This is a genomic window from Inhella crocodyli (assembly GCF_004004565.1).
Lineage (GTDB): Bacteria > Pseudomonadota > Gammaproteobacteria > Burkholderiales > Burkholderiaceae_C > Inhella > Inhella crocodyli.
On sequence record NZ_SACM01000004.1, the window covers coordinates 210,512 to 236,381 of the forward strand.

A 25,870-nucleotide genomic window follows, 5' to 3' on the forward strand; every position below is an offset into this window, starting at 1 on the left:
CGCGGGGGGGCGGGCGGCGCGCGCTCAGTTCGCGCTGGGGCCTTGGTAGCTCAGGCCCTCGTCGACCGCGGTGGGCAGGCGGCTGAGGGCCGCGGGGCCGCTGCCCTGGGCTTGGCGGTCGAGCTCGGTCTGCAGGTCGACCACGCGCCACAGGTGCTGCAGGGCCTCGCGGTGGTCGCCCAGGCGCTCCAGCAGCTTGGCCAGCTGCAAGTGGGCGCGGCGCTGCTCGGCCTTGGACTGGATGCGCTCGGCCAGAGCCAGGCCGTGCCGGGTGCTGCGGATGGCGGCGGTTTCGTCGCCGCGGGCCAGCGCGATCTCGGTCCAGGTGCGGCTCGCCGCCGCTTCCAGCCAGTGGTGCTGCAGGCGGTTGGCCAGGTTCAGGGCCAGGCGGCAGTCGGCCACCGCCAGGGGCATTTGGCCGCGGGCCAGCGCGGTTTGCGCCAGGTGCCAGTGGGCCTCGGCCTCGAACTCTTGGTGACCGCCCCGGCGGGCCGCGGCCAGGCCGTGGCTGAACTGCCGCTCGGCGTCCTCGAGCTGCTGGCTCTCCAGGTGGCCGACGCCCAGGTTGATGGCCACCTTGGCGGCCAGGTAGCTGTCGTTCAGGCCCTGCAGGCGCTGCAGCGCGTCGCGGTGAAAGCGCAGGCCCGTGCTCCAGGCGCCCATCGCGTAATGGATCTGGCCCAGGCCGATGCGGGCCGACACGCCCATGTGCTCGTCCTTGGCCCGTTCGGCCCAGTCCAGCGCGCGCGACCAGTGCTCGGTCGCGTCCAGGTAGTTGCCTTGTTGATAGGCCAAGCGGCCCAGGGCTTCGGCCACGCGGGCGGCCTGCAAGGGCATGAGCGTCGGGGCGGCGTCCTCCGCGGCGCGGTGCAGGTCGGCCTGCAACTCGAGCGCGCGGCCGCGGTGCTCCAGCAGGTAAAAGCGCAGCACCAAGGCATCCAGCGCGCCGGCGCGGTCGCCCCGCGCGCGGCACTGGGCCTCCTGCGCGAGCAACCAGTCCAGCGCCCAGCGCGGGTGCCGCGGCGCGATGCGCGACAGGCGCTCGAGCAGGCGGGTCATGGCGTCGGCGTCGGCCGGGAAGTGCGGGGCGGGGGCGGGTATCACGGGCAAGAACCGACGGACCAGGGGCGGGCGAGGGCGCTCAGGATAGCCGGGGCACGGCCGATCTCGGCCTTGGCGCGCGCCCCAGTGGTCTGCAGGTGGCCTTTCGGGGCACACTCGGGTGGCGGCAGACCGCGGCCAACAGCAAAAGTCCACTCCAATACCAATTGACCTACGCGGTTGTTGGTATTAGAGTGGTATCCATTATGCTGCCCGCTGCCCCCCGCCACACCCGCCTGCCACGCTGGTCCGCCACCGGCCGGGCCCGGTACTGGCTGGGCGTGGACGGCGGCGGCACCCAAACCCGGCTGCGCCTGGCCGAAGCGACCGGCCGCGTGCTGGCCGAAGGCCGGGCCGGCCCTTCGGCCCTGGGCCAGGGCGCCGACCAGGCTTGGCGCCACATCCAAGAAGCCCTGGCCGAGGCCGCGCACGGCGCAGGCCTGCCCGAAGCCCCCGACTGGGCCGATTGCGCGATGGGCGCCGGCCTGTCGGGCGCCGGCGTGCCGGCGCAGGCCCAGGCCTTCCTGGCCCGCGCGCCCCTGGCGCTGGCGCTCACGCTCGACACCGACGGCCATGCCGGCGTGTTGGGCGCGCACGGCGCGCAGCCCGGCGCCCTGGTCATCGCCGGCACCGGCTCCGTGGCCGAGGCCTTGGACGCCGAGGGGCAGCGCCGCACCGTGGGCGGCTGGGGCTGGCTGAACGGCGACGAGGGCAGCGGCGCCTGGCTGGGCAAGGCCGCCGTGCGCCACGCCCAGCGCGCGCTGGACGGCCGCGACCGCACCGGCCCCCTGGCCCGTGCCGTGTGGGACGTCACCAGCGGCCGCCCCGACGCCCTGCTGGACTGGGCCTTGGAAGCGCAGCAGCGTCGCTTTGCCAGCCTGGCGCCGCTGGTGTTCGCGCACGAACACGAGGACCCCGCCGCACAAGCCCTGCTGGCCGACGCCGCCCAGGAACTGGCCGTGCTGGCCGGTGCCGTGGACCCGAGCAGGCAGTTGCCCATCGCCTGGAGTGGCAGCATCGCCGACCGGCTGGCCCCGCGCCTGCCGCCCGCGCTGCGCGTCCGCAGCGTTGCCCCCCAGGGCGACGCCATGGCCGGTGCGCTGCTGATGGTCCAACACACCTTGCTGAACGAGATGCCCGCATGAGCACCCTGCCGTTTGATTTCCGGCCCGACCCCGAGGCCGCCTCGCCGCTCTACCTGCAGCTGGCGCAGGCCCTGGCCAAGGCCATCCACGACGGGCGCTACCAGGCCGACGAGGCCCTGCCCTCGGAGCGCCTGCTGGCCGAATCGTTGAGCCTGTCGCGCGTCACCGCGCGCAAGGCCATCGAGCGCCTGACCGAGCAGGGCCTGATCGTGCGCAAGCGCGGCTCGGGCAACTACATCGCACCGCGCCTGGAGCAACCGCTCACGCGCCTGTCGGGCTTTTCGGAAGAGCTGCACCAGCGCGGCTTCGTGCCGGGCTCGCGCTGGCTCAAGCGCGGCTTCACGCCCGCGGCGGCCGACGAGCAGCTGTCGCTGGAGCTGCACGGCAACGAGCGCGTCGCGCGCCTGGAGCGCCTGCGCCTGGCCGACAGCGTCATCATGGCCTACGAGGTCAGCGTGCTGCCGGCCTCCATCCTGCCCGACCCCGAGGCCGTCAACGCCTCGCTCTACGCCCACCTCGCGCAGCGCGGCAACGCGCCGGTGCGCGCGCTGCAGCACATCCGCGCGCTCAACGCCGACGCCAAGCTCGCCGGCCTGATGGAGATCCCCGTCGGCGCCGCCGTGCTGTTCATCACCCGCGTGGGCTACCTGGCCTCGGGCCAGGCCGTGGAGTTGACGCACAGCTACTGCCGCAGCGATTACTACGACTTCGTGGCGGAGATGCGGCGTGATTGACAAGGGCAGTCGCGAGGGCTTGATCGTCACGCCCGAGGCATCCGAGGGCGTGTGGCACGGCTCGGTGCACTGGCACGGTGGACGGATCGTGTCCATCTCGGGCCGTGAGGTGAGTCGCGCCCAAGCGGAGGCCCTGAGCGCCACCACGCCCTGGCTGCTGCCCGGCTTCGTCGACCTGCACTGCCACGGCGGCGGCGGGCACGACGTGATGGACGGTGGCGAGGCCGCCGCGCACATCGCCCGCACCCACGTGCGCCACGGCACGACCGCGCTGCTGGCCACCACGATGACGGCGCCGCTGCCCGAGATCCAGGCCGCCTTCGCGCCGCTGGGCGAGCAGATCGCGCAGCGCCGCCCGGGCAGCGCGCGCTGGCTGGGCGTGCACCTCGAAGGCCCCTACATCAACCCCGAGCGCTTGGGCGCGCAGCCCGACTTCGCGCAGGTGGCCGACCTGGCCACCGTGCGCGCCCTGCACGCGGTGGCGCCCATCCGCGTCGTCACGCTGGCGCCCGAGATCGAGCACCACCTGGCGCTGATCCCGGCGCTGGTGGCCGACGGCATTCGCGTGCAGATTGGGCACAGCAACGGCAGCTACGACGACGGCGTGGCCGCCTTGGCGCGCGGCGCGCACGGCTTCACCCACCTGTTCAACGCCATGAGCGGCCTGCACCACCGCGAGCCCGGCATGGCCGGCGCCGCGCTGGCCCACGCGCAGCACGCCGAGCTCATCCCCGACCTGCTGCACGTGCACCCCGGTGCGCTGCGCGTGGCCCTGCGCGCCATCCCCCACTGCTACTGCGTGACCGACGCCACCAGCGCCACCGGCATGCCCGACGGCGAGTACCGCCTGGGCCGCCACCGCGTGCTCAAGTGCCTGGGCGCCGTGCGCTTGGCCGACGGCACCTTGGCCGGCAGCGCGCTGACCCTGGACCAGGCGCTGCGCAACCTCGTCGTGCACCTGGGCCTGCCGTTGACGGAGGGCGTGCGCCGCGTGGCCACCATCGCCGCCGACTACCTGGACCTGCCCGACCGCGGCCGACTGGCCGTGGGCGCGCACGCCGACCTCGTGGTGATGAACCGCGATTTGCAACTCCAAGCCGTGTTTGCCGAAGGGGAAGAGATTGAGCTCGCTTGAAACGACGGTGGCGCCGTCCACGCCCACGCCGTCCGTGGTGTCGTCCTTGATGCTGTCCGAGGCGCGCAGCGCCCCCGCCGCCGTGGCGCAGCAACTGGCGCAAGACGGCGCCGCCTACGCCGCGCTGGGCCGCAGCCTGCGTGACCTGCCCCCCAGCAGCCTGCTGACCGTGGCACGCGGCTCGTCCGACCACGCGGCGCACTACCTCGCCTACCTGGTGATGGCGCGCCTGGGCCGCTTGGTGACCTCGCTGCCCATGTCCCTGGTGACCCTGTACGGCAGCCGCATCCGCACCGAGGGCCTGGTCTCCTTCGCCTTCTCGCAGTCGGGCCAAAGCCCCGACCTCGTGGCCCCCACGAAAGCCTTCCGCGAAGGCGGCGCGCGCACCGTGGCCTTCGTCAACGCCGCCGGCTCGCCCTTGGCGCAGGCGGCCGAGCACGTGTTCGCGCTGCACGCCGGCGAAGAGCGCAGCGTGGCCGCGACCAAGAGCTACATCGCCCAGCTGGTGGCCGGCGCCCGCGTGGTGGCCAGCTGGCAGGAGGACGACGCGCTGCGCGTGGCCCTGCAAGACCTGCCCGGCGTGCTGGAACGCGCCGCGCACCAAGACTGGTCGAGCGCCGTGGACGCGCTGCGCCACGCCGACCGCCTCTTCGTCATCGGCCGCGGCACGGGCCTGCCCATCGCCATGGAAGCGGCGCTGAAGTTCAAGGAAACCTGCGCCATCCAGGCCGAGGCCTTCTCGGGCGCCGAGGTCAAGCACGGGCCCATGGCACTGGTGGACGACGGCTACCCCTTGCTGGTCTTCGCGCCGCGCGGTCCCGCGCAATCGGGCCTGCTGGCCCTGGCCGAGGAGATGCGCGGCCGCGGCGCCAAGGTCTTGCTGGCCGCCCCCGAAGGCAGTGTGCCCGCCGGCACGCCCGGTTGGCTGCCGCTGGTCGGCGCGGGGCATGAAGAGCTGGACCCCATCGCCGCCGTGCAGAGCTTCTACCCGATGGTCGAAGCCCTGGCGCAGGCGCGAGGCCTGAACCCGGACCAACCGCGGCACCTCGCCAAGGTCACGAAAACGCATTGAGATGAGTGACGTGTTCCACCCCGGTCCGCTCTTGATGGTGGACATCCCCGGCAAGACGCTGGAGCCCGCCACCGCCGAGTTCCTGCGGCGCGAGCGCATCCGCGCCGTGTGCCTGTTCCGCAAGAACCTGGGCACCGAGGCCGAGGTGCGCGCACTGATCCAAGACCTGCGTGCGCTCATGGGCCCCACGGCCCTGATCGGGCTGGACCAAGAAGGCGGCTCCGTCGTGCGCTCGACCTTCTTGCCGCAGGCGCCCTCGGCCATGGCCCTGGGCGCTTCGGGCGACGAGTCCCTGGCCGAAGGCGTGGGCGCGGCCGTGGCGCGCGGGCTCAAGAGCCTGGGCGTGAACTGGAACTTCGCGCCCGTGGTGGACGTGAACAACAACCCGGCCAACCCGGTCATCGCCGAGCGGGCCTTCTCCGACGACCCCGACACCGTGGCCCGCCTGGCCGGCGCCTGGATGCGCGGCTCGCTGCGCGAGGGCGTGGCCTGCTGCGTCAAGCACTTCCCCGGCCACGGCGACACGCACGTCGACTCCCACCTGGCCCTGCCCACCGTGGACAAGTCGCGCGCCGAACTCGACGCGCTGGAGCTGCGCCCCTTCAAGGCCCTGTGCGCCAGCGCGCCGGCGGTGATGACGGCGCACATCGTGTACCCGCAGATCGACCCCGAGCACCCGGCCACGCTCAGCCCCAAGGTGCTCAAGGGCATCCTGCGCGACGAGTGGGGCTACGACGGCGTGGTGATCACCGACGCGCTGATGATGAAGGCCATCGCCGAGCGCTATGGGTACACCCGCGCGCCCGTCATGGCCCTGGAAGCCGGCGCCGACCTGGTGCTGGCGCAGGGCAGCTTGGCCGAGCAGCAGCAGGCCGTGGACGCGCTGCGCGAGGCCTTTGCCAGCGGTCGCCTCAGCCCCGCCCAAGGCGAACGCGCCCAAGCCCGCTTGGACCGCCTGGCGCAGGCTTACCCCTGCGCCCAGGGGGACTACCCGCCGGCGCAGCGCGAGGCCGACGACGCGCTCATGCACCGCGCCTGGGCCCAAGGCCTGCTGGCACTGCGCGGCGCGCGCGCCCCGGGCCGCGACACCCCGCTGCGCGTCATCGTGCAGGCCGACGTGCCGACCGACATGGTCAGTGAGGCCGGCCCCACCGCGCTGCAGGCGCTGGCGCTGTTCGACGGCTTCCGCGACGTCAAGCGCTTGGTGCTGGACGACATCGACACCCTGCGCTGGGCGCAGGTGCCGCAGGACGGCCGCGTCAACGTGCTCGTCTCCACCCGCCGGCACCGCTACGAGGGCGCGCTCGACTGGCGCCCCGACCTGCACCTCGCGCTGTGGAACCCCTTCCAGGCCCTGGACGTGCCCGGCCCGGCGCTGGTCACTTGGGGCTACGCCCAAGGCGCGTTGCGCGCCGCCCAGGCTTGGCTGGAAGGGCGCGAGCACGCGCCCGGCCATGCGCTCGCCACTCTGAACTGAGGCCCGCCATGGATGCCAAGCCCACCGTCTCCCCCCTGCGCTGGGTGCCCACGCTGTACTTCGCGCAGGGCCTGCAGTTCTTCGTCGTCATGCTCATCGCGGGCCTGATGTTCAAGAGCATGGGGGTGGGCAACGACGCCATCGCCCGCTGGACCGGGGCCATGGGCCTGGCCTGGGTGTTCAAGCCGCTGTGGAGCCCCTTCCTCGAGCTGCTGCGCAGCAAGAAACTGGTCATCGTGGCCATGCAGTTCACGGGCGCCATCGGCCTGGGCCTCATTGCCGTGGCGCTGCAGTTGCCGGTGTGGTTCGGGCTGACGATCGCGCTGCTCTTCGTGCTGGCCTACGCCTCGGCCACGCACGACATCGCGGCCGACGGCCTGTACATGGCGAGCTTGAGCGACACGCAGCAGGCGGCCTACGCCGGCTGGCAGGGCGCGTTTTTCAACGCCAGCAAGTTCCTCACGCTGGGCGGACTGCTGGTGCTGGCCGGCCACCTGGAAACGCGCATCGGCGTGTTCAACGCCTGGTCGCTGATCTTCGTGCTGCTGGCCGTGGGCCTGGGCGCGCTGGCCACCTACAACGCGCGCGCCCTGCCCGGGACCCTGAACGCCGGTGCGGGCGATCTCAACGCCGCCACCGTGGCGCGCACCCTGCGCGAGGTGATCGCCGACTTCCTGAAGAAGCCCGGCATCTGGATCGCCATCGTCTTCATCGTGCTGTTCCGCCTGGCCGAAGGGCAGGTGCAGACCATCGGTCCGCTGTTCCTCAAAGAGGCCCGCGAGGCCGGTGGCCTGGGCCTGAGCACCGAGCAGGTCGGCGGCATCTACGGCACCGCCGGCACGGCGGCCTTTTTGGTGGGCAGCATCTTGGGCGGCTACTTCACCGCCTGGCTGGGCCTGCGCCGCGCGCTGCCGGTGCTCATCCTGGCCATGGCCGTGCCCAACGCCGTGTTCTACGGCTTGAGCGTGGCGCGGCCCGAGGACCTGTGGACCATCGGCTGGGCCATCAGCGTGGAGATGGCCGGGTACGGCTTCGGCTTCGTCGGCATGATCCTGTTCATCATGCAAGTCGTGGCCCCGGGCCGCTTCCAAACCGCGCACTACGCGCTGGGCTCGGGCGTGATGCAGCTGGGCTTCGTCGTCAGCAAGACGGTCAGCGGCGACATCCAACTGGCCCTGGGGTACGAGCGGTTTTTCCTGTGGACCATCGCCTGTGGCGTGCCGGCGCTGCTGATGCTCTTCTTCCTGCGCTGGCCCAAGGCCGAGGCCCAGGACGACGACGCGGGCGCGCCCAGCACGCGTTTTCTCGGCGACGAGGCCGCCAACCCCAGCGCCGTGAAATGAGCGCCGCGGCGCTGGCCATCGCGGCGGGGCTGTTCTTCGACGACTTCAGCCAGCCCGACACCGACGCGCTGCGCGCCCAAGGCTGGGTGCTGCGCACCGCGGCAGGCCACCCCGGCGTGCCCGGCGCGCGCTGGGCGCCCGAGGCCATCGCCCTGGTCGACGACCCCGCCAAGCCCGGCAACCGCGTCTTGCGATTGCGCGCGCAGACCGACGGCACGCCCGAGGGCACCGTGCAGGCCCAGGCCTGCCACCAGCGCAAGGCCCTGCGCGGCACGGTGGCCGCCCGCGTGCGCTTCAGCGCGCAGCCGGTGGCGGGCGCCGACGGCGACCCCGTGGTGCAAACCTTCTACCTGGCCAGCCCCCTGTCGCACGACTACGACCCGGCCTTCAGCGAGGTCGACTTCGAGCACCTGCCCAACGGCGGCTGGGGCAGCCCGCAGCCGCGCCTGTACGCCGTGAGCTGGCAAACCGTGCGCCTGGACCCCTGGGACGCCCGCAACCAGGCCACCGAGGTGATGGGCGCGCTGGACGGCTGGCACACCCTGGTGATCCAGGTCGACGCCTTCAGCACCCGCCACTACCTGGACGGGAAGCTCATCGCCACCCACGGCGGCCGCAACGTGCCCGTGGCGCCCATGGCGCCGAGCTTCAACCTGTGGTTCTCGTCCGGCGGCCTGGGGCCGGCCAGCGCGCAGGCGCGGGTCTACGAACAAGACGTGGACTGGGTGCTGCACGCGCCCGAGCGCCAACTCAGCCCCGCCCAGGTGCTGGCCGAGGTGACCCGCCTGCGCATCGCCGGCGTGGCCCAGCTCGACACCGTGCCCCCCGGCCCCCTGCCCTCGCGCTGCGATTTCTGAACGCGGGCGCCTTGAACGCGCATTCATGCACGCCTTGTCCACAACAACGGCGCGCGAATCGATGGCAAATTTATTAGTCTGCGATCCGTCATCGCGAATTTTGTGATTCGCCACCGGCGGCAGCGGCCCGGAACACTTCGCTGGCACCTCGGATCGGAGGGCACCATGTTGGGGATCCACCACCTGTCGATCGGTCAGCGCCTGGCCCTGGGCTTCGCGCTGACCCTGGGTTTCACCGCGGCCGTGGCCGCCTACGCTTGGGGGCAACTGGCCGAGGTGAACGCCGAGGTCAAGCTGCTGGTCGACGACCGCGTCGTCAAGTTCGAGCAGCTGGAGGAGGTCAAAGCCAACGTCGACCGCATTGCCATCGGCGTGCGCAACCTGGCCCTTTTGACCGAAGCCGACGCGATGAGCCGCGAAGCCGAGGCGATCGCCACAGCAAGGCAGCAAAACGGCGGGTTGATCGAAGCCTTAGAACGGCGGATCACCAGTGACAAGGGCAAAGGCCTTTTGCAGGCCGCCGCTGAAGCCCGTCAGCCGTACAACGAGTCGGTGGATCGGGTGCTGGCCCTGAAGCAGCAAAAGCGCTTCGACGAGGCCCGCGAGCTGCTGCTGGGCGGCACGGCCGCCGCGCAGTCCACCTACTTCGAGCGCCTGGACGCGCTGATCGACTACCAGCGCACGCTGATGGACCAGGCCGGTCATGCGGCCGAGGCCACCGTCGAGCGCGCCGGTTGGGCCTTGCTGGTGGTCACGGCCCTGGCCCTGGTGGCCGGGGCCCTGCTCGCCCTGTTCACCACCCGCTCCATCGTGCGGCCGATCGCGCAGGCCGTGCGCGTGGCCGACGCGGTGGCCGAGGGCGACCTGCGCACCGAAATCGTCGTGCACGGCCGCGACGAGACCGCGCGCTTGCTGACGGCCTTGCAGCGCATGTCGGCGGCGCTGGTGCAGATCGTCGGCCAGGTGCGCGACAACGCCGAGTGCGTGGCCACGGCCTCCAGCCAGATCGCCCAGGGCAACGCCGACCTGAGCCAGCGCACCGAAGAGCAGGCCAGCAACCTGCAGCAAACCGCGGCCTCGATGGAGCAAATCAACGCCACCGTGCAGCACAACGCCGACAACGCGCGGCAGGCGGTGCAGCTGGCGGAGGGCGCGGCGCGGGCCGCCGAGTCGCAGGGCGCGGTCATGGCCCAGGTGGTGAACACCATGGCGCAAATCACCCAGGCCAGCCACCGCATTGCCGACATCACCGGCGCCATCGACGGGATCGCCTTCCAGACCAACATCCTGGCCTTGAACGCCGCCGTGGAGGCCGCCCGCGCGGGCGAGGAGGGTCGGGGTTTCGCCGTCGTGGCCAGCGAGGTGCGCACCCTGGCGCAGCGCAGCGCCGAGGCGGCCAAGGAGATCAAGGTCTTGATCGGCACCAGCACCGAGCGCGTGGAGGCGGGCAACGCCCTGGTCGCCCAGGCCGGCAGCACCACGGACGAGGTGATGGCCCAAGTGCGCCGCGTGGCCGACCTGATCGGCGAGATGAGCGCCGCCAGCACCGAGCAGAACACCGGCCTGGGCCAAATCGGCCAGGCGGTGCAGCAACTGGACCAGGTGACGCAGCAAAACGCCGCCTTGGTGGAGGAGAGTGCCGCCGCGTCGGAAAGCTTGCAGCACCAAGCGCGCTCGCTGGCGCAGGCCGTGTCGGTGTTCCGCCTGGCCGGCGACGGGGACGCGGGCCGCGCCAGCCCGGCGCCCGCCCGCCCCAAGGCCGCCAGCACCCCCGCCCGCGCGCCCGCGCCCAAGCGCACCGCGGTGGCCGCGGCCGTGCCGGCCTTGGCCCTGGCCGGCGGCGGCACGAGCGACGGCGGCTGGACCGACTTCTGAGGCCCCTGGCCGCGCCATGGGGCCGCCGCGCGAGGGGCACCGGGCGCGCGCGTGACCGGCGGCCAACAGCCGCCGGCCACCCGGGCTGGCGCGGGTGAAAGAAGTCACAGCCGCTCGCAAACCCGAGGGGACGGCCCTGCGCCTAGGAGTAGCCTGAGGGATCGCGCCGGCCGCTGGTGGCCGGGCCCCAACACGAGCCCCCGCCCATGAACTTCTTGCTGAACTTGAAGATCGGCTCCCGCCTCGGCGCCGCGTTTGCCGTGCTGATCGCGGCCTTGCTGGTGGTCACGCTGGTGGGTCGCTCCGGCATGGGCAGCATCGACGAGCGCCTGACCGAAGCCACCGAGGACTACGTGCCCAAGGTGCTGAAGGCCAACGCCACCATCGACAACGTCAACGAAGTGGCCCGCGCCATCCGCAACGTGGCGCTGCTGGACGACAAGGCCCAGCAAGAGCAACAGCTGGCCGACATCCGCAAGGCCCGCGAAGAGAACGCACAACTGTTCAGCGAGCTGGACAAGGTGGTCAAGTCGCCCAAGGGCCGCGAGTTCTTGGCGGCCATCCAGCGCGAGCGCGCGGCCTTCAACGCGCAACTCGACCGGGTCGCCCAGCTGGCCGAAGCCGGCGACAAGGCCGGCACCGTGGCCCTGCTCTTCGGCGAGATGCGACCGGCTCAGCTGGCCTACATGAAGACCTTGTACGCGTTTGCCGACTACCAGGTGGCGATGATGAAGGAATCGAGTGAGGCCGCCCAAACCGAAGCCCACCGCGCCGAGGCGGTGCTGTGGGCCGTGGCCGGCGTGGCCACGGCGCTGGCCGTCGGGCTGGCGCTGTGGATCACGCGCTCCATCGTCGGCCCCATCCGCGAGGCGGTGCAGGTGGCCGAAACCGTGGCCGAGGGCGACCTGCGGACGGAGATCGTGGTGCGCAGCCGCGACGAGACCGGGCAACTGCTGGAGGCGCTGCAGCGCATGACGGCCGCGCTGGTCGAGATCGTGGGCAACGTGCGCGGCAACGCCGAGAGCGTGGCCACGGCCTCGGGCCAGATCGCCCAAGGCAACGCCGACCTCAGCCAGCGCACCGAGGAGCAGGCCAGCAACCTGCAGCAAACCGCGGCCTCCATGGAAGAGCTCAACGCCACGGTGAACCACAACACCGACACCGCCCGGCAGGCGGCGCAGATGGCCGACGGGGCCTCGCGCGTGGCCGAGAACGGCGGCCAGGTGATGGGCCAGGTGGTCAGCACGATGGAGGAGATCACCAGTTCCAGCAAAAAGATCGCCGACATCATCGGCACCATCGACGGCATCGCCTTCCAAACCAACATCCTGGCCCTGAACGCCGCCGTGGAAGCGGCCCGCGCGGGCGAACAGGGCCGCGGCTTCGCGGTGGTGGCCGGCGAGGTGCGCACCCTGGCCCAGCGCAGCGCCGAGGCGGCCAAGGAGATCAAGTCCCTGATCGGCGCCAGCGTCGAGCGGGTGGAGGCGGGCAACGCGCTGGTGGCCGAGGCCGGACAAACGGTGGGCGAGGTCGTGGCCCAGGTGCGGCGCGTGGCCGACCTGATCGGCGAAATCAGCGCGGCCAGCAGCGAGCAGAGCAAGGGCATCGGCCAGATCGGCGACGCGGTGAACCAGCTCGACCAGGTGACGCAGCAAAACGCGGCGCTGGTGGAAGAAAGCGCGGCCGCGGCCGACAGCCTGCAGCAGCAGGCCAAGGCCTTGGCGGCCACCGTGGCGGTGTTCAAGCTGAACGGCGACGCGCAGCGCGCGCCGGCCCCGGTGCGACCGCCCCCCAAGGCCTCGGTGCAACGGCCCGCGGGCGCTGCCTTGGCCGCGCGCCGCCCGGCGCCGGCGGTGAGCGCGCGGGCGCCGGCCCCATCATCGGCAGCGTCGGTTTCCAGGCCCGCCCCGTCGCCGGCGCCGTCCGCCGAGCCCAACGACGGCGAGTGGACCTCGTTCTGAGCGGCGCGGGCCGCCTGAGGACGTCGGCGCCTTAGCGCCTTGGCGCATCAACGCCTCAGCCCGCCAAGCGCTTGCGCAGCAAGGCCCGCACCGCGGCGGCTTGCGCGGGGCCGACGCCGTCGTGCAGGCCCCGCAGCCCCGGGGGCAGGTGGGCGAAGCGCTCGGGCGTGGCGCCGAACACCCAGTGCTCGAACAGGGTGCGCCAAGCGGCGCGCTCGGCCTCCGGCAGGTCTCGCAAGGCCAGCAGGGTGTGCAGCAGGGCGTCCAGGCCCGACGCGGCCTGGGGCGCGCGCCACCAAAAGTTGATCAGCAGGTTCAGCGGCCGCTGCGAGGCCACGTGGTGCCACCACAGGGGCGGGATGTAGACCGCGTCGCCGGGGCCGAGCAGGGCTTCGCGCGCCAGCGCGTGCGCCTCGCGCTGGCCCGGTGCGGTGGGCGGGGCGTCGGGGTCCACCAGGGTGATGGGCGTGCCGGCCGGGCCTTGCCCCAGCGGCCCGACCGCCAGGTGCGACACGGCCTCGGGCGGGTAGAGCAAGAAGCGCCGCTCGCCGGCCACCACGCAGGCGAGGTTGTGCGACTCGTCCACGTGCGCCGGGGTGGTGATGGCGTTGCCCAGCCACAGGCGGGCGGGGGCGGTTTCGGGGTCGACGAGGTCCAGCCCGTGCGTGGCCACCAAGCCCGGTGCGCACTCGGCCAGCGGCGCGCTTTGCGCGGCCACGGCGGGCGCGTGCCGAAAGGCGGTGTAGCGCTGGATTTGGTTGAGCAGGTCGCTCAAGGGCAGGCGGTTGCGCAGGAAGTTGAAGCCGGGGCCGACGCCGTCGCGGTAGCCGATGCGGCGGCCTTGGTCGGGCGGCAGCATGACGGCGTCCACGTCGGCCGGGCTGGCGTGGGCGCGCAGCCAGTCGGCCATGGCCGCGTCGCCCTGGGCGGCCACCTGCACGCCGGGCCAGTGGGCCACCAGGCCGCGCAGCACCAGGGGCTCGAAGCGGGGCAGCACCTCGGCCTCGAAGGCGGCGCGGGTCAGGCCGGCGGCGGGGCGTTCGTCGAGCGGGCGCATGGGATGCCTTACTCGCCGCCCAACAGGCGGCCGAAGCTGCCTGCCGGCACGCCGGGCAGCGCGTGGCAGCGGGGCGAGACGCGGGGCTCGCCGGCCGGGCAGGCCTGGTCGCGGTCCACCGACCAGAAGTGCACGCCGGCCAGGCCCAGCGCCCGGGCGCCGGCCATCAGGGTGCGGGCGTCGTCGGGGGTGCTGACGTTGCCGGCCACGTCGTTCTCGCCGGGCATGAGGGTCAGGGCGATGCGTGCGTAGGGCACGCCGCGCTGTTCGTGCAGGTTGCGCGCGGCCTGCAAGGCGGAGGCGCCCATGTCGCAGCGGCCCCCCTTCACCACGCACCAGCGCGCGTCAGCGGGGCCGTAGTTCATGACCATGAGGTTGACCACGACGGCCTCGGCCACGCCGTGGCGCTGCAGCGCGGCCAGCACGGTGTCGCCCGTGGCGTTGAGGTTGCGGCCGCTGCCGTCGCTGGCGGCGTGGGTGGCCAGGGTGACGCTCAGGCGCAGCGCGGGCCAGATGCGGTGGGCGAAGGCCAAGCGGGCGGCCAGCGCGTCGATCTGCGCCGGGGTTTGCTGGCGCTCGATGTCGAAGTCGATGCCCTTGAGGCGCGGCGACTGGTAGCGGGCGACGAAGCGCGCGAAGTCGGCGTCGTTGTCGCACAAGAAGCCGGCGGCCTCGCCGCCGGTGGAGACGACGTAGTCCTGGCCCCGGCGCAGCATCTCGGCCACGCCGGCGCGGGCGAAGGCCTCGGTGCCGGCCGCATCGTCGTTGGCGCGCCAGCGCTCGTGGCCGCAGGTGCCGGTGGCAAAGGCCCACACCAGCACCCGGCCTGGGGCGGGCGCGGGCAACCAGGCCGGGGCGGCCAAAGGCACGGGGGCGAGCGAGACGTCTTGGTACGGGCCGGTCCACAAAACGGACGGCGCCGCCCCGGTGGGCGAGGCGGCGCCGCCGAGACTGAGGGCCAGCCAGAAAGCGAGGCGGTGCATGCGGGGACTCAAGGAAAAAGGGGTGGCCGAAGCCACCCCTGGTCGTGCGATGACAGCGCTAGAAGCGATCAGAGCTTGGCGCGCAGCGTCAGGTAAGCCTGGCGGCCGTTGACGTAGAACGCGGTGGGCTGGTCGACGTTGTCGGCGTAGTACTTCAGCACCGGACGGTTCAGGTTCAGCAGGTCCAGCGACAGGCTCATGCTGTCGTTGATCTTGTAGCCGAATGAGGCCGAGACCGTGCCCACCGCGGCTTGGTTCTGCGCCGAGGCGCGGTCCAGGCCGTTGAAGAAGGCCGAGCGGTAGGTGTAGGCCACGCGGGCGTTCAACCAGTCGTTCTCGAAGTAGGCCGCCACGTTGTACGTGTTCTTGCTGTTGCCCACCAGCTGCTTGCCGCCCTTTTCCTCGCCGTCGGCGTAGGTGTAGTTGGCCAGCGCGCCGAAGCCACCGCCGAAGCTCTGCTGGTAGCCCAGCTCGAAGCCCTGCACCTTGCCCTTGCTGTTGACCGGCGAGGAGATGTTGTAGGTGCGGAAGGCCTTTTGCTGCTCGTTGAAGTAGCTGGCCTGGCTGACGCCGTAGCTGACGTAGTTGTTCAGGTCGATGTGGAACAGGCCGAGCGAGACCAGCGAGCGCGGGGCGAAGTAGTACTCGAAGGCGGCGTCCAGGTTCGTGGCGCGGATCGGCTTCAGGTTGGGGTTGCCGCCGTTGCCGGTGAGGTTGGTGTCGTCCAGGCTGACCGCACCGCCCAGGGCGCTGTAGTCGGGGCGGGCCAGGGTCTTGGTGATGGCGAAGCGGCCGATCACGTCCTTGGCCAGGTCCACCTTCAGGTTGACGCTGGGCAGCACGTCCTTGTGGGTGTTCTCCACGTTCTTGCGGTAGAACGAACCGAAGGCCGAGGTGGTGATGGCACCGGGCACGGCGCAGGGTGCCAGCGGGGCGCAGACCGAGCCGGCGATGGCGACGTTGGTCAGCACGTTGACCTTGGTCTCCACCAGGCGCAGGCCGGCGTTGCCGCTCCAGCCGCTGCCGGTCAGGTTGGCCATGGCGTAGGCGGCCGTGGTCTTCTCGTCCATCTCGAACTCGCCCGGGAAGTACTGGCGCTGCAGCGGGTCGCGGTTCGAGAACTTGTCGCCCCAGGCCTTCAAAACGGCCGGGTCGATCTGCCAGGGGTTCTTGATGAAGTTGCCGCCCAGGCCGCCCCCGAAGTCGCTCGGGTAGGTCTGGCCGTTCCAGGCCGGCAGGTTGGCGGCGTTGAAGGGGTCGGCCGACCACTTCGGACCTTGGGCCACGAAGCGGCTGTCGCGGCTGTGCTTGGCGCTGCGGGCGCCGAACTTGATGGAGCTGACCACGCCGCCGTCGAGCTGGTACTCGCCGTCGAGCTGGGCCCAGTCTTCCTTGTCCTTGGTGCTGGCGGGGCTGGCGCCGAAGATCCAGTCCAGGGTCGTGCCGGTGAACACGGCGGCGTTGCCGGCGCGCAGGGCCGAGTCGGGCGCGTTGCCGATGCCGTTCAGGCGGTAGCTGGCGCCGGTGTTGAGCACGTCGCCTTCGAACACGGCTTGCGTGGGCGTGTCGCCCTTGCCGGTGCTGGAGCCGGCCTTGCCGCTGATCGTCAGGTCGCCGCTCTTCCACTCGCCTTGCAGGTTCAGGAAACCGGTTTCCGAACGGGCGTCCGGACGCAGGATCTGGTCGACGATGACGTACTGGCGCCCGGCGATGGGCGTGAAATTGGCCTGCACCAGGGTGCCGTTGCGCACCACGTAGCCGGCGTCGGGGGCCTGGCCGGCGCCGCCGTTCAGGATGCGGCTGGTCCACACCAGGTAGTTGCGGTTGTAGTTGCTGGCTTCCATCTCCGACTTGAAGCCGGTCAGGTCGAAGCTCAGCGCGTTGGTGGGCTTGAACTGGATGGTGATCAGGCCGCCGGTGCGCTTGCGCTCTTGCTCGAACAGGGCCGAGCCGATGGCGTTGGGGTAGGCCACGCCGGCGAGGTCGGGGTTGCTCAGGGCGATGGCGCTGCCCGGGGCGATCTTGCTGTAGCCCAGGGTTTCGATGCCGTCGCGGCGCAGGTGGCGCTCTTGCGAGAAGAACTGCGCCATCACGCCGAAGGTCTTGCTGGCGTCGCGCCAGTTCACCAGGGCGCTCAGCTGCGGGTCGGTCTTCTTGGGCAGGTCGGAGTACACCGCGCCCAGCGAGGCCTCCAGCGTCAGGGCCTTGGTGAACTCCAGCGGCTTGCGGGTGATGATGTCCACGGTGCCGGCCACGCCGCCTTCGACCAAGTCGGCCTGCGAGCTCTTGCGCACCACGACCTTGCTGACCAGTTCAGAAGGCAGCAAGGAGTAGCTGACCGAGCGGCCCACGGTGCCGACCTGGTTCAGCACGAACCAGTCGCCGCTGCCGATCATGTGGCCGTTGATCATGGTCTGCGTCAGGCTGGGGTTGGTGCCCCGCAGGCTCACGCGGTCGTTCTCGTCGAAGCCGCCTTCGCCGGCACCGGCCGAGCTGATGGTGACGCCCGGCACGCGCTGCAGGCTGTCGGCCACGTTCTTGTCGGGCATCTTGCCGATGTCTTCGGCCGTGATCACTTCGACCAGGGCGTCGCTGCGCTTCTTCTGGTTGATCGACTGTTCGAGCGAGGCGCGGATGCCGGTGACGACCACCGTTTCGAGCTTCTGCGCGTCGGCCGGCTTGGCCGGCGCTTGTTGGGCCTGGGCGCTCAGGGCCATGCCGAACAGCAGGGCACCAATGGCGCTGGAAACGGGGGTCAGGTGGGTCTTCATGGAGCGTCCTCGGTGGGCAAGGCGGGGGTCGGCAGAGAACCGGTTGCATGGACGCGGCCATGCACCGTCGGGAGGTCGGAGGCGCTGGCACCAAGTGGTATCAATACCCCAACCAATGAGAGGCCACTGTAGCCGTGTCGCGGCCCACTTGCATACCACTTGAAACATGGTGTTTTCCCTTGGCTTGCACCATCTCTCCCTATGAAAGCCCACCGATCTAGGGGTTTGCCTGTGAACACCACGCCACATCCTCTGTCATTTGGTATTGCATTGGTATTGTCGTATCGGGGCTTGCCCGGGGAGGGCCCCGGCGCGGGAGGCCGGGGTCTATGCTGCCCGCCGCCTTCACGTCCCCAGGAGCTTTGCCCATGATCCGATACCGCCTGCCCGGCAGCCCGGAAACCCAAGCGGCCCTGTACCCCGACCCCGCCCGTTTGGACCCCGCCACGCGCGAGCAAGCCGGCTTGCACACGACGGAGGCGGTGATCGCGCACTTCACCGCCAGCTCGCTGCGCCAAGACGGCATCGGCATCGTGGCCGGCTCGCTGCACGTCGAGCGCGACGCCCAGGGCTACACGGTGAGCTTTTCGCCGCTGGAGGACTCGCGCGAGGCCGGCGCGCAGTTCGCCCAGATGCACGTGGCCCTGCTCGACGAGCAGCACGGCGCCTTGGCCCTGCGCGGCTGCGCCGCCGCGCAAAAGACCCCCGCCTGGAACCCCATGGCCGGCTACCCGGTGAACCGCTCGGACGGCCCCTCGGAATGGCTGCCCTGCCTGCCGCTGGGCATGCCCATCGTGAACCACGCGGCCGTGACGCTGCTGCACTACCCGCCCATCGTGGCCTACCGCCACTGCGACTACCTGAACAACGCCACGCTGCGGCGGTGGGCGCAGTTGCTGACCTGCGCCGGCGTGCCCCAGCCCGAGCGCTACCACGCCATCGTGGACGTGAACCCCATCGCCGCCCCGGGCTCGGGCGAGAGCGAGTACCCGAACGACTTCTTCCCCATCAACCTGACCTCGCTGTTCTTCGACAACGAGGCCGAGGGCCTGAACTACCTGCGCAACGTGCTGGCGCTGATGCTGGACCCGCCGGCCAACGCCGCCAACCCCTACACGCTGCCGCTGCTGGTGGGCGGCTCGCCGCTGTACGACCCGCAAGCCCCGGGCTGGTTCCGCACGCGCTTCAAGGACCAGCTGCCGCGCGACAAGAACGGCTCGCCGCGGGCCGACGTCTTGCAGTCGGGCTTGGTGCGCCTGCACCCCGACAGCCCCAAGATGACGCCCTACTTGGTCGTGAACCACATGATCGCGGCGGGCGTCACCGGCAAGTGCGGCGGCGACCCGCGGTTCATCCCCAACATCAGCAAGTACGAAGCCCAAGACCTGGTAGCCGCCACCTTCTTGGCGCTGATGGACGCGGCCCGCCAGAAGGGCCAGCACCTGGACCCCCAAGAGGCGACCCGCCAGGCTTGCCAGCGCTGGTTCGGGGCCGACGATGGCAGCGGCGCCCCGGTGCCGCCCGCCGCCGACGACCGGCTGACCCTGTGCGCGCTGGCGCAGATGGACATCTGCTTCGACCCGAAGGTGGTGGGGCCGAAGTGGACGTTTGCGCAGGCGCAGGAGCGGTGTCGGAAGGCCGGAGGGACGGACTTGTCGCCTTGCTTTGGGTGTGATGAGTTGAAGGCTTGAGCGCTTGGTGAGAGCCCGCAGGGGCTTCACCCCTGCACCCGACCCCATTTGGTCTTGGCCAAATGGGGGAAAGCCGCCTGCCCCGGCTCCAGCGCCCCAGCCTGCGGCTGGGGTTCCCTGCGCTGCTCAGGCCGCCAGGCCCGAACGGGGCAACAGCCAAGCAGCCAACAGCCGAATGCCGAACAGCCCGGACTTCAACCCTCTGCGCCGTTTCCCGGCTGTTGCCCCGTTCGGAAGCGCCGAGCAGCGCAGTAAAGGGGGGCGCGCGCGTCAGCGCGCTTCAAGCACTGACCCGGGATTGCTGTTTGACCGGAGCGAACGCAGTGAGCGCAGGGAGTTCAATCCCGCGGCCCCCCGGAACGAGCAGCACAGGGTACCCCTGGCGCAGCCAGGGGCGCTGGAGCCGGGGCAGGCGCTTTTGGTTCCTTTTGGCAAGACAAAAGGAACCCGGGGTGCAGGGGCGGAGCGCCCTGCGGGCTCTCACGCCCAAAGGCTCACCGCTTCTTGGCAACGCCCTTGGAAGCAACTGGCGCTGGCGCGGGAACCTTCCCCGCCTTCCGCGCCATCTCCACCTTCTGCGCCGCCAAATGCTCGGCAATCAACTGCGCCTGGAAGCGGTGGATCGTGTCCGGGTCGGTGAACACCGACTGCGTGTTGTTCTGCGCCTTGTAGCCCGCGCCGCCGGCCTGGCCCTTGACCACGAAGGTGCCTTCGCCCGAGGCCGACCAGTTGGTGGAGCCTTCGGCGCCCACCAGCCCGTCGGCCACGAAACCCTTGGTGTGGCTGATCTGGTGCGTGGCCGAGGAGCCGATGACGAAGTGGGTGTTGAAGTCTTCCAGGCTCTTGGCGCGGTCGACGTCGAGCAAGGCCTTCTCGTGCTTGCCGCCGGCCTGGCTCTTGTCCAGCGTGATGAGCACCGTGATGTGCGGGTCCATGACCTTCTCCATCACGATGTCGTTCAACTCGTCGTCGTCGTAGCCGAACATGTTCAGGTACAGCGACACCGACACCCGCGACAGGATGTGCTTGAGGATGTCGTGCACGTCGTCCCGCCCCACGTAGAAGAGGTGGAAGTCCTTGCTCGCGTTCTTGCTGTAGCTGCCCTCGCGGGTGTAGACCTGCAGGTCCAGCAGGTCGAAGGTTTGCAGGGTGGGGGCGCGGGGTTGCGAGGCGCTGCGGGGCGTGGGGGCCATGGTCGGTCGACTCCGGTTGAAGGGACGGGGTTCACTTGCGGGTCAGGCGCTCCACGCCGCACCACTCGGGCGGCGGGGGCTCGCGGCGCAGGCGCTCGCAGCGTTCGATGAAGAGGCGCGGCACGAGGTCGTCGGGGTCTTCGCTGGCGGCCGACAGGAAGGCCTGCAGCGCGCCGTCGAAGTCGCGCGCCGCGTAGCGCACCATGCCGGCCTCCAGCGTGCCGCGCGTGGCCAGCTTGGCGGCGCGGACGGCCGGTGGGTCGGCATCGAGCAACTCGTACAGGCCCAGCGGTTCCACGCGGCCCTTGACGGCCACGCGGTCCACGAGGCGGAAGGCGTGGGCCTCGCGGTTCTGCAGCGCCGCCCAGGCGGCCTGGCCCACCAGCACGCGGGCGCCGTAGACCTTGGTCAGCTGCTCGATGCGCGAGGCCAGGTTCACCGTGTCGCCGATGACCGAGCACTGCAGGCGCCCTTGCCCGCCCACGGTGCCCAGCACCACCGGGCCGGTGTTCACGCCGATGCCCATGTTGAGCTGCGGCTGGCCCAGGCCCACGGCGCGTTCGTTGAAGTGCTCCAGCGCGCGCCACATCAGCACCGCGCCGCGCACCGCGTGGTCGGCGGAGCCGCCGCTGCCGGCGTCGAACAGGGCCTTGATCTCGTCGCCCGCGAACGAGTCGATGAAGCCCCCGGCCTCGCCGATGGCCGCGCCCATGCCGGCGAAGTAGGCGTTGAGGATGCCGATGACCTCGCGCGGCTGCAGGGTCTCGGCCAAGGGCGTGAAGCCGCGCAGGTCGGAGAACAGCACGCTCATGGTCTTCGCCACGGTCTCGCCGATGTCGACGCGCGCGATGTCCTGGTGGTTCAGGCTGTCAAGGAACTGCGCCGGCACGAACTGGCGCTGCGCGGCGATGAGCCGGGCTTGCTGGTCCACGAGGCGCGCGTTCTCGATGGAGATGGCCACCTGCGCGGCCAGCATGCGCACCACGTCCAGGCGCTCGACGGTGAACACGCCGGGCACGAGGCGGTTCTCCAAGTACACGACGCCTTCGCACTGGCCCTGGCGCATCAGCGGCAAGGCCATGACCGAGCGCGGGCGCTGGGCGGCGACGTAGGGCTCGCGCACGAAGGCGCCCTCTTCGGCGGCGTTGCGCAGCAGCACGGGCGCTTGCGTGCGCAGCACCTCGTCCACCAGGGCGGCGGGCACGCAGCGCGCCCCTTCGGCGCTGCCCAGGCGCAGGGGCTGCGTGGGCGAGGGCGCCTCGCCGTCTTCGCCGCCCACCTGCACCAGCCCCAGCACCACCAGCTGCCCGTCGCGCGGCACGACGAAGGCGCCGCGCTGGCCGCCGGCGCTCTCCAACATGATGCGCATGGTGGTGGCCCAGAGCTGGTCGAGCACGATCTCGCCCGAGATGGTCTGGGCCGCTTTCATGACCGTGGCCATGTCGAGCTGGCTGGCGTCGATGAGCTTGCCGGCGGAGGTGGCGCGCACGCGCGTGTCGCCCAGCATGCCGACGAACTCTTCGTGCAGGTGCTGCACCTTGCGCACGGCGCCCCAGCGCTCGTACAGCTGCTCGGCGGCGCGCAGGTAGCCCTCGGCGGCCTTGCGCCGGCCTTGGGCCATCAGGTGCCGGGCCAGGCGTTCGTGGGCCATGGCCTCGTCGCGGCGCCAGCCGTGCTCGCGGGCGCGGTCGATGGCCGCCTCGTACCGGTGCCAGGCGGCCTCGGGGTGCCCGTCCAGGCGCGCCAGCTCGGCCTCCATCAGGGCCTGCAAGTGCGCGAAGTTCTCGGGGCAGTGCTTGGCCCAACGCGCCATGCGGCGCAGGTCGCTGCGCAGGCGCTCGCGGGTGGCGCTCGCCTCGGCCTCGCCCAGCTGGGGCAGCATGGCCACGCGCACCAGGAAGGACACGATCACGTAACGCACCAACTGCGGCAGCGACATGGCCGAGGCCATCAGCCGGTCTTGCTCGCGCACGTGCACCCAGGCCTGCTCCACCGCGCCGTAGAACCAGCAGATCTCGGTCTTGTAGATGTGGAAGTTGGCCACGCCGGTCATGAAGCGGCGTTCCAGCATGCCGGCCAGGCACTGGGCTTCGTCGAAGCCGGCGTCGTTCATCGACAGCAGCGACTCGGTGCGGCCGAGGAAGTTGCGCTGCATCTGCCGGAACAGGGTGCCCGAGTCGTACGAGTCTTGGTAGCCGGTCTGGCGCACGATCTTGAGCAGCTCGGCGTGCTCGCGCTCGGCCTCGTCCAGGTCCAGGGTCGGGTCCCAGATCAGGCAGTCCTGCGCGCTGTAGGCCAGGTAGAGCATGTCGCCCGAGGCGTAGCCCGACTCGATGCCGCGGCGGAACCAGGGCGTCATCGTGCGCCAGTGGCGGCTCCAGTGGTGCACGAACATCGTGTAGACGTAGCGCACCCGGGTCTTGAGCGCGATGTCGTCGAGCCGGTCGTTCATGGCCACGGCCAGCTCGCCGTACTCGAAGCCCAGGGCCGGGTCGTCCAGCGCGCCGCACAGCAGCATGCCGTAGGCCGCGTAGGCGAAGGCCGACTCGGGGCCCGTGCCGTGCCGCAGCGACAGGTTCACCGCCTTGAGCACGAGGTAAGGGAAGAGGTTGCCGCTGCCTGACAAAAACGCCGCCGGGAAGATCTCCATCAGCAGGCGCAGCGCCACCTTCTGGCGGGCGTCTTGCATCAGGGGCGCGTCGATCAGCTCGGCCACGCGACGGCCGGCCAGGTGCTTGCGCACGGCGGCCGCCTCGCGGCGGATGGCGTCGGGCGAGGGGTCGGCCTGGAAGCGCACGCCCAGCAGCGCCAAACCGGCGATGGCGGCGCGGATGGACTGGGGCATCTTGCCCGTGGTGGCGTACTGGCGCGTGCGCAGCGACAGCAGCTCGGCCTTGGCCAGGGCGTCGGGGGCGCGGGGCAGCAGGGCCTCGATGGCGGCCTCGGCCTCGTCCAGGCGACCGGTGAGGTAGGCGCACTGCTGCGCCTCCACGCCCAGGGCCATGGCCAGCGCGTGGTGCTCGTCCCAGGCGTCGGCCGGCAGCAGCTCTTGGCCCACGGCCAGGTAGCCGCGCGCGGTCTCGTAGGCGGCCGCGCGCTGCGCCTGCTGGGCGGCCTCGAGGTTGAGCTGCGCCAGCTGCAAGCGCTCGGCCTCGTCGCCGATCAGGCGGCGGCCGGCGTTGAGGTGGTTGACGATGTCGATCAGTTGCTCGCGCCGCTCGGTGGCCGTGGCATGGCGCAGCACCAGGCGGCCCACCGACAGGTGCACGGCCTGGCGGCGGTCGTCGTCGATCAGGGCGTAGGCCGCTTGCTGCACGCGGTCGTGCTGGAAGCGGTAGCTCGGGTTCAGCGTCTCGTCGACGTCGGCCGTCTCGCCATGACCGACGAAGCGGTAGTCCTGGTGCAGGGGCATCACCAGCTGCCGCGCCAGCGCCGGCTGCAGCGCGGCGGCCGTGGCCTGGGCCGATTGCTGGTGGATGACGGCCAGGGTGCGCAGGTCGAAGCGGCTGCCGATGCAGGCGGCCAGCTCGAGCACGCGCTGCGTGCCGGGCGTCAGGCGGCGCAGGCTGGCCAGCAGGAAGTCGACCACGTTGCCGCCCACGCCGGCCAGGCGCACGGCGTCGAGGTTCCAGCGCCAACGGCCCGATTCGCCGTCGAAGCTCAGGGCCCCGGCGCGCTCGGCGCCCTTGAGCATCTCGATCAAGAAGAAGGGGTTGCCCTCGGCCCGCTGGTGCAGGAGGCGGGCCAGCGGCCGCACGAGCTCTGGCGTGCTGTGCAGCGCCCCGGCCACGAGGCGCTCCACCGGCTCGGCGGCGAGGGGCCGCAGCACCAGCTCGTGCAAGGGCCGGCTGGCGCGGATTTCGTCCAGCGCCAGGCGCACCGGGTGGCCCACGTCCACCTCGTCGCTGCGGTAGGCGCCCACCAGCATCAGGTGCGGCAGTTCGTGGCTGGCGCCCAGCCAACGGATGAACTTGAGCGTGGCCGCGTCGCCGAACTGCAGGTCGTCGAGGAACAGCACCAGGGGCTGGTCGCGGGTGAGCGCGCGCAGCGCGTCCACCAGGGTGTTGTGCAGGCGGTTGCGGGCCTCGGTGGCCGGCAGTTCGGGCACGCCGGGCTGGGGCCCGATGAGGGCCTCGAAGTCGGGCGCCAGTTCCAGCAGCACGGCCCCGTTGGCGCCCAGGGCCGGGGCCAGGGCCTGGGCCACGGCGTCGCGGCGCGCGGCCGGCTCGGCCAGCAGCTGGCGGGTCAGCGCGCGCAGGGCCATGGCCAGGGCGGCGTAAGGCTGGCCGCGCTGGAACTGGTCGAACTTGCCGTGGGCCATCCAGCCCTGCAGGCCCACGAGCGGGCGCTCCAGCTCGTTCACCAGGGCCGACTTGCCCACGCCCGAGACGCCGGCGACGGTGCACAGCACCATGGCGCCTTCGGCCGCCTGCTGCAGCAGGGCCAGCAGCTCGGCGCGCTCGGTCTCGCGGCCCACCAGGCTTTGGCTGATCTGCAGGTGGCGGGAGACGTCGCGCCGGCCGATGGCGAAGCCCGACACCGTGCCCGTTTGCACCAGCTCGCGCTTGCAGCGGCCCAGGTCTTCGACGAGCCCGAAGCCGCTTTGGTAGCGCTCGTCGGCGTTCTTGGCCAGCAGCCGGGCCACGATGGCGCACACGGTGGCCGGCAAGGTCGGCACGAACTCGGCGGGCGAGGGCGGCACGCGGCTGAGGTGGCAGTGCACCCACTCCAGCGGCGTTTGCGCCTGGAAGGGCAGGCGGCCCGTGAGCAGCTGGAACAGGGTGACGCCCAGCGCGTAGAAGTCGGCGCGGTAGTCCAGCGCGCGGTTCATGCGCCCGGTCTGCTCGGGCGACAGGAAGGGCAAGGAGCCCTCCAAGCGGTTGGGCGCCAGGCCCTCGGCGCGCTCCTGCGACAGCTCGGACGCGATGCCGAAGTCGATCAGGCGGATGGCGCCGGCGTCGTCCAGCAGGATGTTGTGCGGCTCGATGCCTTTGTGCACCAAGTCCATCTCGTGCAACTGGGACAGCGTGCGGGTCACCGCGATGGCCACGTCGAGCACCTGCGCCAGCGGCAAGGGCGCCAGCCCCGGCGCCTCCCCGGGGCGCGCGCGGCCGGGCAGGGCCGCGCGGTCGTGCATGCGGTGCGCCAGCGAGCGGCCGAAGCGCTCGGTCACCAGCGCCAGGTTGCCCTGCCCGTGCGGCTCCAGGCCGAGCACGCGGATCACGCCCTCCACCGGCTGCAGGCGCTGCAAGATGGCGTGCTCGCGCCGCAGCTCGGCCAGCTGCTGGCGCGTGGGGTACTCGGCGTCGACGGTCTTGAGCACCACCTCTGCGCCGTCGGACAGGCGCTGCGCCGCCAGCACCACGCGCCAGCGCGAGCGGTGCATGACGCCGTCGATCCGGTAGCCCGGGATGCGCGGGCCGTCGCTGGCGGGGGGGAGGGCCGCGGCGGGGAGGCTCACGGCGGACTCTGGCG

16 protein-coding genes are annotated in these 25,870 nt (G+C 71.5%); 10 read left to right on the forward strand and 6 right to left on the reverse strand.

Annotated features, from left to right (window positions below; genetic code table 11):
• Positions 1-24 precede the first annotated feature (24 nt).
• Positions 25-1,104 carry a tetratricopeptide repeat protein gene (locus EOD73_RS14150; protein ID WP_127683678.1) on the reverse strand — a complete coding sequence of 360 codons (1,080 nt, stop codon included), beginning with the start codon at positions 1,102-1,104 and terminating at the stop codon, positions 25-27.
• A 203-nt stretch (positions 1,105-1,307) separates the two neighbouring features.
• Between EOD73_RS14150 and EOD73_RS14155 the strand changes: the two genes are divergently transcribed.
• The 9 genes from EOD73_RS14155 to EOD73_RS14195 all read left to right on the forward strand — a co-directional run bounded on the left by EOD73_RS14155 (position 1,308) and on the right by EOD73_RS14195 (position 12,700).
• The gene (locus EOD73_RS14155; RefSeq protein ID WP_127683679.1) at positions 1,308-2,246 is read left to right on the forward strand and encodes a glucosamine kinase nucleotide-binding domain-containing protein; all 939 of its coding nucleotides are present in this window, start codon (positions 1,308-1,310) and stop codon (positions 2,244-2,246) included.
• Positions 2,243-2,980 (forward strand): GntR family transcriptional regulator, encoded by a 738-nt coding sequence (locus tag EOD73_RS14160; protein ID WP_127683680.1) that lies wholly within the window; start codon positions 2,243-2,245, stop codon positions 2,978-2,980. The genes EOD73_RS14155 and EOD73_RS14160 overlap by 4 nt, the downstream gene beginning before the upstream one ends.
• Positions 2,973-4,115, forward strand: a complete 1,143-nt coding sequence (gene nagA / locus EOD73_RS14165; protein ID WP_240660722.1) for an N-acetylglucosamine-6-phosphate deacetylase — start codon at positions 2,973-2,975, stop codon at positions 4,113-4,115. Before EOD73_RS14160 ends, nagA begins: the two co-directional genes overlap by 8 nt.
• A gap of 49 nt (positions 4,116-4,164) precedes the next feature.
• Positions 4,165-5,187: an SIS domain-containing protein gene (locus tag EOD73_RS14170; RefSeq protein ID WP_127683842.1), complete on the forward strand. Its 1,023-nt coding sequence runs from the start codon at positions 4,165-4,167 to the stop codon at positions 5,185-5,187.
• A 1-nt stretch (position 5,188) separates the two neighbouring features.
• The gene (gene nagZ, locus EOD73_RS14175) at positions 5,189-6,664 is read left to right on the forward strand and encodes a beta-N-acetylhexosaminidase (protein ID WP_240660723.1); all 1,476 of its coding nucleotides are present in this window, start codon (positions 5,189-5,191) and stop codon (positions 6,662-6,664) included.
• 8 nt (positions 6,665-6,672) lie between these two features.
• Positions 6,673-8,007: an MFS transporter gene (locus EOD73_RS14180; RefSeq protein WP_127683681.1), complete on the forward strand. Its 1,335-nt coding sequence runs from the start codon at positions 6,673-6,675 to the stop codon at positions 8,005-8,007.
• On the forward strand, positions 8,004-8,864 hold the full coding sequence (locus tag EOD73_RS14185) for a glycoside hydrolase family 16 protein (RefSeq protein WP_127683682.1): 861 nt from the start codon (positions 8,004-8,006) through the stop codon (positions 8,862-8,864). The genes EOD73_RS14180 and EOD73_RS14185 overlap by 4 nt, the downstream gene beginning before the upstream one ends.
• A 165-nt stretch (positions 8,865-9,029) precedes the next feature.
• On the forward strand, positions 9,030-10,739 hold the full coding sequence (locus EOD73_RS14190; protein WP_127683683.1) for a methyl-accepting chemotaxis protein: 1,710 nt from the start codon (positions 9,030-9,032) through the stop codon (positions 10,737-10,739).
• Positions 10,740-10,945: 206 nt separating this feature from the next.
• Positions 10,946-12,700, forward strand: a complete 1,755-nt coding sequence (locus EOD73_RS14195; protein WP_127683684.1) for a methyl-accepting chemotaxis protein — start codon at positions 10,946-10,948, stop codon at positions 12,698-12,700.
• Positions 12,701-12,755: 55 nt separating this feature from the next.
• Here the strand turns inward: EOD73_RS14195 and EOD73_RS14200 are convergent, their stop codons facing one another.
• From EOD73_RS14200 to EOD73_RS14210, 3 genes are all read right to left on the reverse strand, one after another.
• The gene (locus tag EOD73_RS14200) at positions 12,756-13,757 is read right to left on the reverse strand and encodes a cupin-like domain-containing protein (RefSeq protein ID WP_127683685.1); all 1,002 of its coding nucleotides are present in this window, start codon (positions 13,755-13,757) and stop codon (positions 12,756-12,758) included.
• Between the two features lie 8 nt (positions 13,758-13,765).
• Positions 13,766-14,740 carry a glycoside hydrolase family 18 protein gene (locus EOD73_RS14205; protein WP_127683686.1) on the reverse strand — a complete coding sequence of 325 codons (975 nt, stop codon included), beginning with the start codon at positions 14,738-14,740 and terminating at the stop codon, positions 13,766-13,768.
• A 68-nt stretch (positions 14,741-14,808) separates the two neighbouring features.
• Positions 14,809-17,511 (reverse strand): TonB-dependent receptor, encoded by a 2,703-nt coding sequence (locus EOD73_RS14210; protein WP_127683687.1) that lies wholly within the window; start codon positions 17,509-17,511, stop codon positions 14,809-14,811.
• A gap of 368 nt (positions 17,512-17,879) precedes the next feature.
• On the opposite strand from EOD73_RS14210, the gene EOD73_RS14215 reads away from it, so the two are divergent.
• Entirely contained in the window at positions 17,880-19,202 is a 1,323-nt protein-coding gene (locus tag EOD73_RS14215; RefSeq protein ID WP_127683688.1) for a hypothetical protein, read from the forward strand.
• Positions 19,203-19,696: 494 nt separating this feature from the next.
• On the opposite strand, the gene EOD73_RS14220 is transcribed toward EOD73_RS14215, so the two are convergent.
• Both EOD73_RS14220 and EOD73_RS14225 read right to left on the reverse strand, forming a co-directional pair.
• On the reverse strand, positions 19,697-20,395 hold the full coding sequence (locus EOD73_RS14220; RefSeq protein ID WP_205702476.1) for a phospholipase D-like domain-containing protein: 699 nt from the start codon (positions 20,393-20,395) through the stop codon (positions 19,697-19,699).
• 31 nt (positions 20,396-20,426) lie between these two features.
• Positions 20,427-25,856 carry an AAA family ATPase gene (locus EOD73_RS14225; RefSeq protein WP_164846086.1) on the reverse strand — a complete coding sequence of 1,810 codons (5,430 nt, stop codon included), beginning with the start codon at positions 25,854-25,856 and terminating at the stop codon, positions 20,427-20,429.
• Positions 25,857-25,870 lie beyond the last annotated feature (14 nt).